Raw genomic sequence first — 15,600 nt, forward strand, 5'->3', positions numbered from 1 at the left:
ATTTAAGGAATTATGCAGCAATTCAAAGTGTTACAGCGTCCCCTTGCGCGTCTGAAAAGACGCGCGACGCTGTAAGGGCGGAAAAGTCGAAGAGTTTTGGATCGAGCAGGTGCGACGGGTTCACATATGAAAGCGCCCGCAGCATCGTATCCTTACGCCCCGGCATGCGCCGCTCGATATCGGCGAGCATATCCTTCATCGCATTGCGCTGCAGCCCGTCCTGCGAACCGCAGAGATCGCAGGGAATGATCGGAAACTGCATGGCGGCGGCAAATTTCGCGAGGTCGTCCTCGGCGGCATAGGCGAGCGGCCGAAGCACCATCAGATCGCCTTCATCGTTCAGAAGCTTCGCCGGCATAGAGGCAAGCCGTCCACCGTGGAAGAAGTTCATGAAGAAGGTTTCGAGAATGTCCTCGCGATGGTGGCCGAGCACCAATGCGTCGCAGCCCTCTTCGCGCGCGACGCGATAAAGATTGCCGCGGCGCAGCCGCGAACAGAGCGAGCAATAGGTCGCCCCTTCCGGCACCTTCTCCTTCACGATCGAATAGGTATCCCGATACTCGATCCGATGCCGCACGCCGATTTTGGTCAGATAATCCGGCAATACATGTTTTGGAAAGTTCGGCTGCCCCTGGTCGAGATTGCAGGCAATGAGCTCGACCGGCAGCAGGCCGCGCCACTTGAGATCAAGCAGTAGCGCCAGCAGACCGTAGGAGTCCTTGCCGCCGGAAAGGCCGACCAGCCAGCGTCTCTGCCCATTCAGCATATCGAAATCGTCGAAGGCCTGGCGCACCTGCCTGAGCAGCCGCTTGCGCAGCTTGTTGAAGGAGACCGAGCGCGGCGCATCGGCAAAAAGCGCATGGCCGACGCCGCCGTCGGCTTCGCCGCTTTCCAGATCATCCGCAATATTGGCTGCGATATTCATTGCGTCGTCCTATCGAGATCTGTCTGCCTTAGCAGAAACGAGTTCGGTAACACAGCGTCAATCGCCGAAAACCGACCAGCCGGTGCGCGCCGCGAGCATTTCCAGCGCCACGGCGCCGAGCTGCGAATTGCCGACCTTGTTTAGCCCCGGCGACCAGACCGCGATCGAGGCAATGCCCGGCGCCACCGCGAAGATGCCGCCGCCGACGCCGCTCTTTCCGGGCAGGCCGACATGATAGGCAAAGTCGCCAGAGCCATCGTAATGGCCGCAGGTCAGCATCAGCGCATTGATACGCCGTGCCCGCTTCGGCGAGACCACCGAGTGGCCGGTCACCGGATTGCTGCCGCGCGCCGCCAGGAACAGGCCGGCGCGGGCCAGCTGCTCGCAGCTCATCGACAGGGCGCATTGATGGAAATAGACGCCGAGCACATGGTCGACGGGATGGTCGAGATTGCGGTAGGCGCGCATGAAGTTGGCAAGCGCGACATTGCGATACCCCGTCTGCGTTTCCGAGCGGGCCACCCTGTCGTCGATGCTGATCGACTCGTCATCGGCGAGATAACGCACGAAGCGCAGCAACTCGCCGATTGCCTCGCGCGGCGCATGGCCGGCCATGACGACGTCGCTGACGGCGATCGCGCCGGCATTGATGAAGGGATTGCGCGGGATGCCGCCCTCGTGCTCGAGCTGGACGATCGAGTTGAAAGCCGATCCGGAAGGTTCGCGCCCGACGCGCTTCCAGAGCCCCTCACCGACCTTGCCGAGCGCCAGCGTCAGCATGAAGACCTTCGATATGCTCTGGATCGAGAAGGCGGTATCGGCGTCGCCGACGCGATAGACCTTGCCGTCGACGGTGACGATCGCCATGCCGAACTGCCTCGGATCGACCTTGGCAAGCTCCGGAATATAGTCGGCGACCTTGCCCTCGCCGATGCGCGGCAGGATATCGCTATAGATACTATCGAGGGTCGCCTGCAAATCCGCCATCGCTTCTCTCCAGATAACAAAAAAGCCGCCCGAAGGAGCGGCTTTTCCATATGCGAAAACGCCTGGTTTTGATTAACGCGAATAAAATTCGACGACCAGTTGCGGTTCCATGATGACCGGGAACGGAACGTCGCTGAGCGTCGGGACACGGCCGAAGGTGGCGACCATCTTGTGGTGATCGGCCTCGATATAATCAGGAACGTCGCGCTCGGCGAGGCTGACGGCTTCCAGAACCGTCACCATCTGCTTTGACTTTTCGCGAACTTCGATGACGTCGCCGGCCTTGCAGCGGTAGGAACCGATGTTGACGCGCACACCGTTGACGGTGACGTGGCCATGGTTGACGAACTGACGGGCAGCAAACACCGTCGGAACGAACTTGGCGCGATAGACGATCGCGTCGAGACGCGATTCCAACAGGCCGATCAGGTTTTCCGAGGTATCGCCCTTGCGGCGGTCGGCTTCGGCGAAGATCGCGCGGAACTGCTTCTCGCGCAGGTCACCGTAGTAGCCCTTGAGCTTCTGCTTGGCGCGCAGCTGCACACCGAAGTCCGAAAGCTTGCCCTTGCGGCGCTGGCCGTGCTGGCCCGGGCCGTATTCGCGGCGGTTCACCGGGGACTTAGGACGGCCCCAGATGTTTTCGCCCATACGGCGGTCGATTTTGTACTTGGACGATTCGCGCTTGCTCATCGCATTTCCTTTCAAAGGTTTCTGTCGGTTTGTTGCCAAACCGCGCGAAGGAAACACGCCCTCCTCTGAACTCTTGCGAGATCTGACAGGATGTTCCGGTTAGCGAACAGGAACGATCCACGGGACATGTCAAATGAAACACCGGACATTGCTGCCCGGTGCTTGGGGCGGTCTTTAGAGGGCCGTCATGAAATTGTCAACAGCGGCAAAGCCCGAAAGCGCCACTATTCCGCCGCCAGCGGCTGATCGCCTGTATCGGGCGCGTTGGCGTCGCCCGGCGCCGTCTGGCAGTTCATATCCGGGAACGCGACAATACGCCTGCCGGAAAAATCCGTGTGCACGACAATGCTGCCCTGCTCCTCGAAATAGCCGAGCAGGCGGCGGGCGCGGCGGGCGGAATGGGTACCGTAGGCGCGGGCGATGCGCGCGTCCGACGGGCACGGCTCGCCGCGGACGGCCGCCTTGGCGAGCATCAGGAAAACGCCCTGCAGGTCGTCGGTGACATTAGTTGACAGCGACAGCGCCGTTGCCCAGGCATCGCTCGCTGCCGTTTCCGCATCGACGCCGGAGCGCGAGATTGCCACACGCCGACGGAAATCCGGCAGCGCGATCGGCGGTCCCGGCACGCGGCGCATCCGCAGCCGGACGAGAAAATCCTGGTAGAGCACCGAATCGGTGCGGAAGGCAGAGGTGGAATCGTCGAGTATTTCGGCAAGCACGCCGGCAAGGCGCTCCTCCCGCTCCTCGGCGGAGACCTCTATTTGGCTCGCCCTCGCCTCGGCCGGCGCTGCGGATGCCGCCGGCGTCGAGCGAGAGAGTTCAGCGAGAATGTCGGTCGTTGGCCGCGGCGCCGGCGGGGCGCGGCGCACCGGCGGACGGAGAAACTCCTCCGGATCGGGCGTGAAGATCAGATCCTCGACATCCTGGGGCGCATCCGGCAGCGGCATCAGCTTCGGGCTGGAAGAGCGCGCCGAGGTTTCCACCGCGCCGATCTGGATCGGCAGCGGCCGGCGGGAAAGCGCCGGTCCAAGCGCAACGAAATTGCCGCGCTTCAGGTCCCGGAACATCTCGGCCTGGCGCCGGTCCATGCCGAGCAGGTCGGCGGCGCGCGCCATATCAATATCGAGAAAGGTGCGGCCCATCAGAAAGTTCGAGGCTTCGGCTGCGACGTTCTTGGCGAGCTTGGCAAGCCGCTGTGTCGCGATGACGCCGGCAAGCCCGCGCTTGCGGCCGCGGCACATCAGGTTGGTCATTGCCCCGAGCGACATTTTGCGCGCATCTTCCGAGACGTCGCCGCCGACCGACGGTGCAAACATCTGCGCCTCGTCGACGACGACGAGAACCGGATACCAGTATTCGCGATCGGCATCGAACATGCCGTTGAGAAAGGCTGCGGCCGCCCGCATCTGCTGTTCGATGTCGAGACCTTCGAGCGTCAACACGCAGGAAACGCGATGCTGGCGGATGCGGTTAGCAATGCCGGCCAATTCCGCCTCGGTGCGCTCGCCATCGACGACGACATGGCCGAACCTGTCGCTGAGCGTGACGAAATCACCCTCAGGATCGATGATGACCTGCTGCACCCATTGCGCCGATTGTTCGAGCAGGCGGCGCAACAGATGCGACTTGCCCGATCCGGAATTGCCCTGCACCAACAGACGGGTCGCCAGCAGCTCCTCGATATCGAGCGTCGCCGGGCTGCCGGACGCCAATCCCATATCGATGCCAACCTGCAATGCTGATCCTCGCGACGAAGAGACTCACATGAACGAAACACCATTCTTCCGAAACGGCTGCGCCCCGTCTATCAAAGAATGCGCTTATTTTCAGGGCCAGATTTCGCCAACCCACAAGACAATTCCCCTCACGCCCTCAACCCAAAACCCTGCATTAGCCGCCGCGTCGCAAAATCCTGTTGGCCGGAGGTGAAGACGGCGAAGTCGAAATTGTCGGGATGTACGGCATCGGCGATCAGCGGCACCAGCGTGCGGGCGCGGCGCGCGATCGCCTCGGCCGGATCGAGCCAGTCGACCGGCCACGGCGCAAGCCGCCGGAACAGATTGGCCATGAATGGATAATGCGTGCAGGCAAGCACGACGATATCGGTCTTGTGACCGTCCTTCTCGACGAAGCATTGGTCGATTTCGGCAAGCACGGCCTCGTCGGAGACGGCGTCGCCGCGAATATAGGCTTCTGCCATCCGCGCCAGGTTCTCTGAGCCGACGAGGCGGACGTGGCATTGCTGCGCGAAGGACTGGATGAGATCGCGCGTATAGGCCCGCTTCACCGTGCCCGGCGTCGCAAGCACCGAGACCAGGCCCGAGCGCGTACGCTCCGCCGCCGGCTTGATCGCCGGCACGGTGCCGATGAAGGTCATCTGAGGATAGGCGGCGCGCAGATCGGCGCCGACCAGCGTGAAGGCCGTATTACACGCAATGATGCAGACCTCGGGATCGTGATCCGTCAACAGCTTGCCGAAAAGCCCGACAACCCGTTCCTTCAGCGCCTGTTCCTCCCAGCCGCCATAGGGAAAGCCGGCATCGTCGGCGACATAGATGAAGCCGCGTTCCGGCATCAGCACGCGTGCCTCCCGCAGGACGGTCAGTCCCCCGATGCCGGAATCGAAGACGAGGATCGGTTTCAGCTCATGCGTCGGTGCCGTCATCAGGCGGTGTTTCCTTGGCCGCTATCGGGAACCGGCCGCCGCGCGGGCTCTTGCGCGAAAAACGGTCGAGGGAGGAGATGACGCCGCGCAACACGCTGATTTCCTGCTCCGTGAAAGCCCGGCGAGATAGGACTGCACGCAGATTGTCGATCATTTTCGGCTTTTTCCCGGCAGGATGGAAATATCCCCGGGCATCAAGCGCCTCTTCCAGCTGGTCGAACAGGCCAAAGAGCTGCTCCTTGGTCGAAGGCGTCTGTCCCATCGCCTGGAAGGGCACGGCACCGATATCGCCCATACCGGATTTCATCCATTCATAGGACATCAGCAGCACCGCCTGGGCGATGTTCAACGAGGCAAAGGCCGGGTTGACGGGAAAGGTGACGATCTCGTCGGCAAGCGCCACTTCCTCGTTGGTCAGCCCCCAGCGCTCGCGCCCAAAGAGGATGCCGGTGCCCTCGCCCGCCCGGAACCTCGCCCGCAGTGTTTCGGCAGCGGTGACCGGCGAGCGGACCGGCTTGAAGCCGTCGCGCTCACGCGCCGTCGTCGCATAGACGAAGTTGAGGTCGGCGACCGCCTGCTCCAGCGTGTCGTAGACCTTGGTCGCCGCGATCACATGATCGGCCTTGGAAGCGGTCGCTTGCGCCTTCTCGTTCGGCCAGCCGTCGCGCGGATTGACGAGACGCAGTTCGGCAAGACCGAAATTCGCCATGGCGCGCGCCACCATGCCGATATTCTCACCCATCTGCGGCTCGACCAGAATGATGGCCGGCCCTTCGGCCAGAAGTTGACGCTCGCTGTTCGTGCCTGCCATGGTCCTATCCCTGTTTCGAGCGCGCAATAGCCTCGCCCGGCGCAAACGGCAAGACGTCGGCCTGCGGATAGAGCCTTTCCAACGCCGAACCGATCATTTCAAGCCCCAGCCTGGCACCCGCGCGCGACAGCGGCAGATGCCGGCCTGTCGTTCGCAATATCTTGCGCTTGATCAGAAAACAGTTCGAACCACGCGGGGCTACCGTATCGATCATCGCCAGCTCCGCCGCGATTACGCTCTTCAGAGTGTCGTCAGCTGCCGGCGCGTCGCAGCTCTTCGCCAGGATGCGCGCCCAGTAGGTGCAGGACAGGAAGATCGCCAGTGTCTGGCGGATCTGGCCCGGCCGGGTCACCACCGACCAGGACGAGCCGAGCGGCCGTGCTGTCACGGTCACATCCCGGTAGCAGGCATCGATCTTCTGCGACAGAGCGATCAGCTCGAAGCCGCTCTTACCCTCGCCGATCGCGCCAAGCAGCTCACGCAGCGCTTGGAACCAGCGGGCGAGTGCGGCATCGAGTGCGCCGCGTGTGCGCGTGGGGAAGACGAGGAAGGCGACCGCCGTTCCGGCCGCCGCGCCGATCATGGTCTCGCCGATGCGCAGCTTCAATAGATCGAGCGTCAGCACACCGGTCATGCCGTAGACCAGGCAGAGCACGATCGAGATGAAGAAGGTCATCGTCGCGTAGGAAACCTGCAGGAAATAGAAGGCGAGGAAGATACAGACGACAGCAACCGGAATGGCGATATCAGACTCGCCTGAAAGCAGCGTTGCCAGCACAAGGCCGATCGCGATCCCGAACACGGTACCGAGGGAGCGCGACAATGCCCTCATCGCCGTATCGCCGCGCGAATTGGTGTTGGTGAAAACGAGGAAGGAAGCAAGCACCGCCCAGAACCAGCGTTCGCGCGACAAGAGCAGGCCGAAGCTCATGGCGATTGCCGAGGCGACCGTAATCTGCAGCGCCAAGCGCAGCAGCGGGTTGGCGAATGAAAAATCGATCGGCTGGGATTGCGCCGTGTCGCTGACCGTATCGATGCCGGAAAAACCGCGGGCCTGTCCCTCGTCGATCGCCTGCGTCAGTTGCTGCCGCGCCTCGCCGAGCCAGAGAAGCGCCCTCACCGTTTCGCCTTGCGGCTGGTCCCTGATCGTTTCGGCCATTCCCTCAAATCTTAGAAGTTCCGATTTGTCGGCCTCGATCACGGCGTGAATGAGCGCGAATGGCGGTGGGCTCTGGAAGCTCAGCACGATCGCGCTCTCGGCGGCAAGATGCGCATCGAAGAGCCGGATCGCCAGTTCGGCGGCGGGGTCGGCGGCACCGTCGAAGACGCCTGCCGGCGGGCGCGGGATGAAGGTCTCCGCCATCAGCACCACCTCCTTCAGCCGGTCTTCCAGCTGGCGCAGTTCCTGCCGATCGGCTTCGCCAATCTCTGCACTCCCGGCAAGGGCGGCGAGTTTGAAGAGAATCTGGTTGATCCGGCCGCGCACGCTTTCGAGCGAGCGCAGCAGGTCGCGCCGCCAGTCGTCGGGCAGCAGCACCGCCCTCACCAGATGGCCGACCAGCACCGCAACGACGGGACCGATCGCCACCGCCGGCAGATCGACTAGCGAAGGCCGGAAATAGGCGCCCATGAAATAGGAGGTGAAGGCGAACATGCCGATCGCAAAACCGCGCGGCCCGAACACGCGACCCGCAGATGCAAGCGCGATCACCACCAGGAAGACGAGATCGGAGAGAAAACGGCGATCCTCGAGCCCGGCCGCAATACCGACAACGGCTAGGCTTACCACACAACCGAAGAGCCTCGTCACCAGCTGGCGCGCATTGCCCTTGTCGCGAACGGCGATCCCGCCTTCGATCGACAGTACGATCCCGAGGCCGAAAGCCGCGGTCGGCAGCGGCAGGATGAGAGCCCTGATGGCAAGCAGGATCAAAAACGAAAGGACGATCGTCAGCGTCACCCGCGATGCCATGCGCAGGCGCGAAAGCGCCGGATCGTTGGCAAGCACCCAGTCGCGGAACTGAAACCCGGAAAACAAATGCAAGAGCCCCCATGCCACGGAAGGATCGACAGATACCGCCGATAGAGCGCAAATCAAACCATCGGAGAACCGATCGGAACAATCGCCCGGGATCGAATTCCCATTATAGATCGCCCGACATCAATCGCCCGACATCAATCGAATGTCGCGCGCCTACTGGCCTTTGGCAATCAGCGCCATCGTCGCCTTCAGGGAATCACGGGCCTGCGTTTCGATATTCTCGGTGACGATATCGTCGATTACCGCTTGGCCAGCCTCCTCGACCACCTCGAAACGAACGGTCGTATAGTCCTTGGCATCGGGCGCGCCCGAGCAGGCAGACTTCTTGAAGCGCACCGTCACCTCGGTCGTGCCGTCAACCGGCGGTGCCGCCGCTGTGGTCATATCCTCCAGCGGGCATGCATCCTGGCCGTTGACGATGACGTCGTAGTTGAACGGCGATATGCCGTCGTCATCGACGGCCGGAAACTGCGCGGCCGCATTGTATCGCGCGACGAAGTCCTTGCTGTAGAGATGATCGAGCCGGCTCGCATCGAAGATGTCGGTCCAATCATTGTTGTTGTCGGCCCAGTTGCTCCCGGTCGCATCCATGATCTCCTTCACCGGAGCGGTGGCATCGGCCGCATGGGCGGCACCTGAAAGGGCGATAAGGTTTGCGATAACAATGGCGAGCGTCTTCATGGTCGAATGTTCCGGACGGGCAAATCAAGGCGGACACTAGTGCATGATGCCGAAAAGTGTGAACGGTTTTCGGACGACATCATGCTCTGACTTCTAATGTAGAACAGGATTCAGAGTTTAGGCCGACGGGCCAAAATCATCCTGTTCTAGCCGGATTCGAGCGCTTGGCAATGCCGGCAAAAACGCATTGTGAAACCCGTTGCAGCTTTGCGTTCCAGGTTCACAATGCTATAGCGCTCCTCATCACGTCACCCACCTGGGACCCCGTCCCCCTTCAAGCTCGAACGAGGCAGATACATGAACAAGATCAAGGTCGCCAATCCCGTCGCCGATCTCGACGGAGATGAAATGACGCGCATCATCTGGCAGCTTATCAAGGACAAGCTGATCCATCCGTATCTCGACCTCGACATCGATTATTTCGACCTCTCCGTTGAAAACCGCGACGCCACCAACGACCAGGTGACGGTCGATGCCGCCAACGCCATCAAGAAATACGGCGTCGGCATCAAGTGCGCCACGATCACGCCGGACGAAGCACGCGTCAAGGAATTCAACCTCAAGGAAATGTGGAAGAGCCCGAATGGCACGATCCGCAACATCCTCGGCGGGGTTATCTTCCGCGAGCCGATCATCTGCAAAAACGTGCCGCGTCTAGTTCCCGGCTGGACCAAGCCGATCGTCGTCGGCCGCCACGCCTTCGGCGACCAGTACCGCGCCACCGATTTCAAGTTTCCCGGCAAGGGCAAGCTGACGATCAAATTCGTCGGCGAGGACGGCACCGTCATCGAGAAGGAAGTCTTCAATGCGCCGGGCTCCGGCGTCGCCATGGCCATGTACAACCTCGACGAATCGATCCGCGAATTCGCCCGTGCCTCGATGATGTACGGCCTGATGCGCAAATGGCCGGTCTACCTGTCGACCAAGAACACCATCCTCAAGGCCTATGACGGCCGCTTCAAGGACATCTTCGAAGAAGTCTACGAAACCGAATTCAAGGATCAGTTCAAGGACGCCGGCATCACCTACGAACACCGCCTGATCGACGACATGGTCGCCTCGGCGCTCAAGTGGTCGGGCGGCTACGTCTGGGCCTGCAAGAACTATGACGGCGACGTCCAGTCCGACACCGTTGCCCAGGGCTTCGGTTCGCTCGGCCTGATGACCTCGGTCCTGCTGACGCCCGACGGCAAGACGGTCGAAGCCGAAGCCGCTCACGGCACGGTCACCCGCCACTATCGCCAGCACCAGAAGGGCCAGGAAACCTCGACGAACTCGATCGCCTCGATCTTCGCCTGGACCCGCGGCCTCGCCCATCGCGCCAAGCTCGACGACAATGCCGAGCTTGCCCGCTTTGCCGCAACGCTCGAAAAGGTCTGCGTCGACACCGTCGAATCCGGTTTCATGACCAAGGATCTGGCGCTGCTGATCGGCCCCGACCAGCCGTGGCTGTCGACCACCGCCTTCCTCGACAAGATCGACCAGAACCTGCAGAAGGCCATGGCGTAAGTCAGCCCTTTCGCGATAATATTGAAACGGCGGGGATTTTCTCCGCCGTTTTTCATTTGGGAGAACAGCTGATGACGGCGACCCTGCGCCCGCTCGAACCATCTGACCATGCCGCTTGGCAACCCTTATGGGAGGCCTATCAGCGCTTCTATGACGTAGCCATCCCGCCCGAAACCACGGATCTCACCTGGGCCCGCTTCCACGACCCTGACGAACCGATGCACGCGCTCGGCGCCTTCGATGAAGACGGTCACCTCGTCGGCATCGCCCATGCCATCTTTCACCGCTCCTGCTGGCTGCCGCAATGGACCTGCTACCTGCAAGATCTCTATGTCGAAAATAGCCAACGCGGGCTCGGCACCGGCGCCGCGCTGATCGATGCGGTCGCCGATCTTGCCCGCAAAAACGGCGCAGGCAGGCTCTATTGGATGACGCATGAAACGAACGCAACGGCGCGGCGGCTCTACGACAAGATCGCCGAACGCTCGGGTTTCATCCAGTACCGCAAGGCTCTCTGAAGATCGGGGGTTGCACAAAGACCTCGCAGCGCTATTGATTCCGAGCGACGCAACAGGAGGAGGATCTCATGACTGAGGAATTGGTATTCTATACGAACCCGATGTCGCGCGGCCGTATCGCGCGCTGGATGCTGGAGGAGATCGGTCAGCCTTATCGCACCGAACTGCTGACCTTCGGTGGGACCATGAAAGCCCCCGAATATCTCTCGGTCAATCCGATGGGCAAGGTGCCGGCGATCCGCCACGGCGAGACCGTCGTTACCGAATGTGCGGCGATCTGCGCCTATCTCGCTGAGACCTTCCCGGAAAAGGCGCTGGCGCCGAGGCCGGAGGAGCGCGCCCGCTATTACCGCTGGATGTTCTTTGCCGCCGGTCCGCTCGAATCGGCGGTGACGATGAAGGCTCTCGGCTTCGAAATTCCGACGGAGCGCCTGCGCATGGCCGGCTGCGGCGGTTTCGGCGACGTCATGAACACGCTCGAAATGGCCGTCTCCGGTTCGACCTATGTTGCCGGCGAGCGCTTCACCGCCGCCGACGTCTATGTCGGCTCGCATATCGGCTGGGGCCTTGGCTTCGGCTCCATCGAGAAGCGACAGGCCTTCGTCGATTATTTCGGCCGCATCAGTGAGCGTGAGGCCTATAAGCGTGCCAATGCCCTTGATGATGAGGCCGGCAAGACGATGCAGGCCGCCTGATCGTTACCGGCGCGGCTCTCCGATGGCCGCGCCGGGATGCCAGCCTTCAGGCAAGCGGCATGTGAATATCCGTCAGAAGCTCGGTCGGCGGCACGTCGCGCGGATTGTTGAGATATTCCTCGAACATCACCCTGTCCTTCAACTGTCGACCGGAATTCGGCAGCCATTCGGCAAAGAGCCACTGATAGGACTTGGGCATGTCGGCATAGGGACCCTTGTGGCGCAGCACGGCATAATCGCCGCCGTCGATCGTACGCCGCTCGAAAGGCGCATTGACCGGCACTTCGGCAGCGCCGGCGACGCAGGCGATCGAGCGCAGCTTTTCAAGCGGCACAACGTCGGGATCGTCGAGATAGACGCCGATCATCCGCATGTCGGGCTTGGCAAGCCCGCGGGCGTAAAGCGTGCCGAACAATGTCTCGAAGGCCTTGCCGATCTCCATATAAGAGCCGGTATGGGCGACGCCGATCAGTTCGGTTGGTGCGATCTCGCGTATGGTAATGTCGAACATGGCTTTGGTCTTTCCCTTAGGTGAGGGTTGGAAGGCTGTGTGGCTTCCCTCTTTCCGGTAACGGGCCGGCGGCATGCCGTAGACCGACTTGAAGATGCGGTTGAAAGATTGGAGATTGGGATAGCCTGATCGCTTCGCAATTTCGCTGACCGCAAGCTCCGTGCGGACGATCTCGCCCGCCGCGCGATGCAGCCTGAGCCGCTTGACGGTTGCCGCCAGCGTCTCACCGTAAATCGCCCGGTAGATCCTGTGCCAGTGATAGCTCGACATGCAGGCGATCTCGGCAAGGCGCTTCTTTATTGGGTGCGAGGTTAAGAAACCGCTTTCGGCAGATCCCATTATTCTTTCAGTGGCGTTCGGTGGCCGGGGGCAGGTTGAATTTATGGATATATCGAGGGGTGAGGAATGACGGGGCCAAGTTCGCAAAAAACTCTGACGAGTTTTGGACGACAGGAAGCGCAGGCGCATTGAGAAACCGGCAACAGAGCCACTGTCTATGTTGATATGCCGGCTACGCCGCGTCCCTCCTCACAATTCTGTGCCCGTCCCAGGAATCCAGCCACCGCGCGTCTGCGCGGTGAAAGAACCTATGCGACATCGAAGAGAATCTCCCGCGCCCAAGGACTTTGGCGCGCTGGATTCCTGCGACTAGCACAGGAATGGAGCGTCGGAGGAACGCCGAATGAAGAACAAGTCTACCAGCAAAAACTAAGGCGGAAGCCGAGCTTCCGCCTCTTCGAAACTCAGGAATGAACCGGCAGCTCACCCGGCGAGTGCCAAAGCCACTGCCTCGATCGCTTCGTCGGCCTTCGACCCGTCGGGGCCGCCGGCCTGCGCCATATCAGGACGGCCGCCGCCGCCCTTGCCGCCGAGGGCCGCCGAGGCGACGCGCACCAGATCGACAGCACTGAAACGATCGACGAGATCCGGCGTCACCGCGACGACGGCGCTCGCCTTGCCATCGTCGGACACGCCGATCAGGGTGACGACGCCGGAGCCGATGCTGGTCTTGCCGTCATCGGCAAGTCCCTTCAAATCCTTGGGATCGACGCCTGAAATCGCCTTTCCGAGGAACTTGACGCCGGCGACTTCGCGCACGGCATCGACCGAGCCGCCCTGCCCGCCGCCCATGGCGAGCTTGCGCTTGGCATCAGCCAGTTCTTTCTCCAGCTTGCGGCGCTCGTCCATCAACGCTTCGACGCGCGACAGAACTTCGGCCGGCTGTACCTTGAGCGAAGTGGCAAGCGCCTTCACGCGTTCGTCCTGTTCGGCCAGATATTCGCGCGCCGATTCGCCGGTGACGGCCTCGATGCGGCGAACGCCGGCGCCGACGGCACTTTCGCCGAGAACGCGGATCAGGCCGATCTGGCCGGTCGCCCCGACATGGGTGCCGCCGCAGAGTTCGATCGAATAGGATCTGCCGGCCTTGGCGCCACGCATACCCTCGCCCATCGCCACGACGCGCACCTCGTCGCCGTATTTTTCGCCGAACAGCGCCATCGCGCCTTCGGCGATTGCATCGTCGACGCTCATCAGCCGGGTTGTAACAGGCGAATTCTGCAGCACGATTTCGTTTGCCATATCCTCGACGATCTTCAGCTCTTCGGCCGACATCGGCTTCGGATGCGAAACGTCGAAACGCAGACGCTCAGGCGCGACCAGCGAACCCTTCTGCGCCACATGGGTACCGAGCACCTCGCGCAGCGCCTCATGCAGCAGATGCGTTGCCGAGTGGTTGGCACGCAGCCGCGAGCGTCGGGCGTGATCGACGGTCAGAACAACCGCGTCGCCGGTCTTGAATGCACCTTCGACGACGGCACCGAAATGCACGAAGAGGCCTTCGCCCCTCTTCTGCGTGTCTGATATCTCGATCTTGCCGTGGTCGGACGAGATGACGCCGGTATCGCCCATCTGACCACCGGATTCGCCATAGAACGGCGTCTGGCTGACGACGATCTGCACCTTATCGCCGGCCTTGGCTTCTTCAGCGACGGCGCCGTCCTTGACGATCGCCTGCACCACACCTTCAGCGGTTTCGGTATCGTAACCCAGGAATTCGCTTGCGCCGTGCTTTTCCCTGAGCTCGAACCAGATGGTTTCGGTTGCCTTCTCGCCGGAACCGGCCCAGTGCGAGCGGGCTTCGGCCTTCTGGCGTTGCATGGCATCGGTGAAGCCGGAGATATCGACGCCGATCTCGCGAGCGCGCAGCGCATCCTGCGTCAGGTCGAGCGGGAAGCCGTAGGTGTCGTAGAGCCTGAAGGCGGTCTCGCCATCCAGCATGTCGCCCTTGCCGAGATCGGTGGTCGCATCCGACAGCAACGACAGGCCACGCTCCAGCGTCTTGCGGAAACGGCCTTCTTCGAGTTTCAGCGTCTCCGAGATCAGCGCTTCGGCACGCACCAGTTCCGGATAAGCGCGGCCCATCTCCTGCACCAGCGTCGGCAGCAGCTTGTACATCAGAGGCTCGCGGGCACCGAGCAGTTCGGCATGGCGCATGGCGCGGCGCATGATGCGGCGAAGCACATAGCCGCGACCTTCATTCGACGGCAGCACGCCATCGGCGATCAGGAAAGCCGAGGAGCGCAAGTGGTCGGCGATGACGCGATGGCTGGCGCTCCCCTCCGCCTTGACGCCCATCGTCTCTTCGATAGTGCCGATCAGCGTGCGGAACAGGTCCGTGTCAAAGACGCTCTGGACGCCCTGCAGAATGCAGGCCATGCGCTCCAGACCCAAGCCGGTATCGATCGACGGACGCGGCAGCGGGTTGCGAACGCCAGGCTCCGTCTGCTCGAACTGCATGAAAACGAGGTTCCAGAATTCCAGGAACCGGTCGCCATCTTCTTCCGGCGAACCGGGAGGGCCTCCCCAGACGTTCTCGCCTTGGTCAATGAAGATTTCCGAGCAGGGGCCGCAGGGGCCGGTATCGCCCATCTGCCAGAAATTGTCAGAGGTGGGGATGCGGATGATCTTGTCGTCGGAGAATCCGGCAATCTTCTTCCACAGCGTCGCAGCTTCTTCGTCTTCGGAATAGACAGTCACCAGCAGGCGATGTTTCGGCAGATCGAAACCTTCGGTGACGAGCTTCCAGGCAAGCTCGATCGCATTCTCTTTGAAATAGTCGCCAAACGAGAAGTTGCCGAGCATTTCGAAAAAGGTCAGGTGCCGGGCCGTATAACCAACATTGTCGAGGTCGTTATGCTTGCCGCCGGCGCGCACGCATTTCTGCGACGTTGTCGCAGTCGAATAAGGGCGCTTCTCAAGGCCGGTGAAGACGTTCTTGAACTGCACCATACCGGCATTGGTGAACATCAGCGTCGGGTCGTTGCGCGGCACGAGCGGGCTCGACGAGACGATCTCATGACCGTTCTTCTTGAAATAGTCGAGGAATGTCGACCGGATATCGTTCACACCGCTCATGCTATGCCCTTCAATGCTGCCCGAGGCAGGTAAATCTAAATCCATCGGCTTTTAACGTTCGCCTCCGCCACTGTCCAGCAGACAAACAAAACCGGCCGCATTCTGATCAGGGAATGCAGCCGGTTTGGATTTTCTAAAGGACTGGCAGAA

13 protein-coding genes are annotated in these 15,600 nt (G+C 61.6%); 3 read left to right on the top strand and 10 right to left on the bottom strand.

Annotation, left to right across the window (positions count from 1 at the left end; translation table 11 throughout):
- Positions 1-22 precede the first annotated feature (22 nt).
- From ttcA to HJB89_RS28760, 8 genes are all read right to left on the bottom strand, one after another.
- Positions 23-925: a tRNA 2-thiocytidine(32) synthetase TtcA gene (ttcA, locus tag HJB89_RS28725; RefSeq protein WP_221150851.1), complete on the bottom strand. Its 903-nt coding sequence runs from the start codon at positions 923-925 to the stop codon at positions 23-25.
- Positions 926-982: 57 nt separating this feature from the next.
- Positions 983-1,912, bottom strand: a complete 930-nt coding sequence (locus HJB89_RS28730) for a glutaminase (protein ID WP_207580640.1) — start codon at positions 1,910-1,912, stop codon at positions 983-985.
- 72 nt (positions 1,913-1,984) lie between these two features.
- Positions 1,985-2,602, bottom strand: coding sequence for a 30S ribosomal protein S4 (gene rpsD, locus HJB89_RS28735; RefSeq protein WP_007629312.1), 618 nt, complete (start codon positions 2,600-2,602; stop codon positions 1,985-1,987).
- Between the two features lie 224 nt (positions 2,603-2,826).
- Positions 2,827-4,338, bottom strand: coding sequence for an ATP-binding protein (locus HJB89_RS28740; protein ID WP_221150852.1), 1,512 nt, complete (start codon positions 4,336-4,338; stop codon positions 2,827-2,829).
- A 128-nt stretch (positions 4,339-4,466) separates the two neighbouring features.
- Positions 4,467-5,267 carry a glutamate racemase gene (gene murI, locus HJB89_RS28745; RefSeq protein ID WP_207580642.1) on the bottom strand — a complete coding sequence of 267 codons (801 nt, stop codon included), beginning with the start codon at positions 5,265-5,267 and terminating at the stop codon, positions 4,467-4,469.
- On the bottom strand, positions 5,248-6,078 hold the full coding sequence (locus HJB89_RS28750; protein WP_221150853.1) for an RNA methyltransferase: 831 nt from the start codon (positions 6,076-6,078) through the stop codon (positions 5,248-5,250). Before HJB89_RS28750 ends, murI begins: the two co-directional genes overlap by 20 nt.
- 4 nt (positions 6,079-6,082) lie before the next feature.
- On the bottom strand, positions 6,083-8,122 hold the full coding sequence (locus HJB89_RS28755) for an FUSC family protein (RefSeq protein ID WP_221150854.1): 2,040 nt from the start codon (positions 8,120-8,122) through the stop codon (positions 6,083-6,085).
- 150 nt (positions 8,123-8,272) lie between these two features.
- The gene (locus HJB89_RS28760; protein WP_207580645.1) at positions 8,273-8,800 is read right to left on the bottom strand and encodes a hypothetical protein; all 528 of its coding nucleotides are present in this window, start codon (positions 8,798-8,800) and stop codon (positions 8,273-8,275) included.
- A 297-nt stretch (positions 8,801-9,097) separates the two neighbouring features.
- Between HJB89_RS28760 and HJB89_RS28765 the strand changes: the two genes are divergently transcribed.
- The 3 genes from HJB89_RS28765 (at position 9,098) to HJB89_RS28775 (ending at position 11,522) form a co-directional block, all read left to right on the top strand.
- Positions 9,098-10,309: an NADP-dependent isocitrate dehydrogenase gene (locus tag HJB89_RS28765; RefSeq protein WP_207580646.1), complete on the top strand. Its 1,212-nt coding sequence runs from the start codon at positions 9,098-9,100 to the stop codon at positions 10,307-10,309.
- Between the two features lie 71 nt (positions 10,310-10,380).
- A complete protein-coding gene (locus HJB89_RS28770; RefSeq protein WP_207580647.1) occupies positions 10,381-10,827 on the top strand; it encodes a GNAT family N-acetyltransferase in 447 nt (148 codons plus the stop codon).
- A gap of 68 nt (positions 10,828-10,895) precedes the next feature.
- Positions 10,896-11,522: a glutathione S-transferase family protein gene (locus tag HJB89_RS28775; protein WP_221133108.1), complete on the top strand. Its 627-nt coding sequence runs from the start codon at positions 10,896-10,898 to the stop codon at positions 11,520-11,522.
- A gap of 46 nt (positions 11,523-11,568) precedes the next feature.
- Here the strand turns inward: HJB89_RS28775 and HJB89_RS28780 are convergent, their stop codons facing one another.
- Both HJB89_RS28780 and alaS read right to left on the bottom strand, forming a co-directional pair.
- Positions 11,569-12,372, bottom strand: a complete 804-nt coding sequence (locus tag HJB89_RS28780; protein ID WP_221150855.1) for a GyrI-like domain-containing protein — start codon at positions 12,370-12,372, stop codon at positions 11,569-11,571.
- 423 nt (positions 12,373-12,795) lie between these two features.
- On the bottom strand, positions 12,796-15,450 hold the full coding sequence (gene alaS, locus HJB89_RS28785) for an alanine--tRNA ligase (protein ID WP_221150856.1): 2,655 nt from the start codon (positions 15,448-15,450) through the stop codon (positions 12,796-12,798).
- Positions 15,451-15,600: the final 150 nt, after the last annotated feature.

The sequence above is a fragment of the Rhizobium sp. NZLR8 genome, from assembly GCF_019685025.1.
Lineage (GTDB): Bacteria > Pseudomonadota > Alphaproteobacteria > Rhizobiales > Rhizobiaceae > Rhizobium.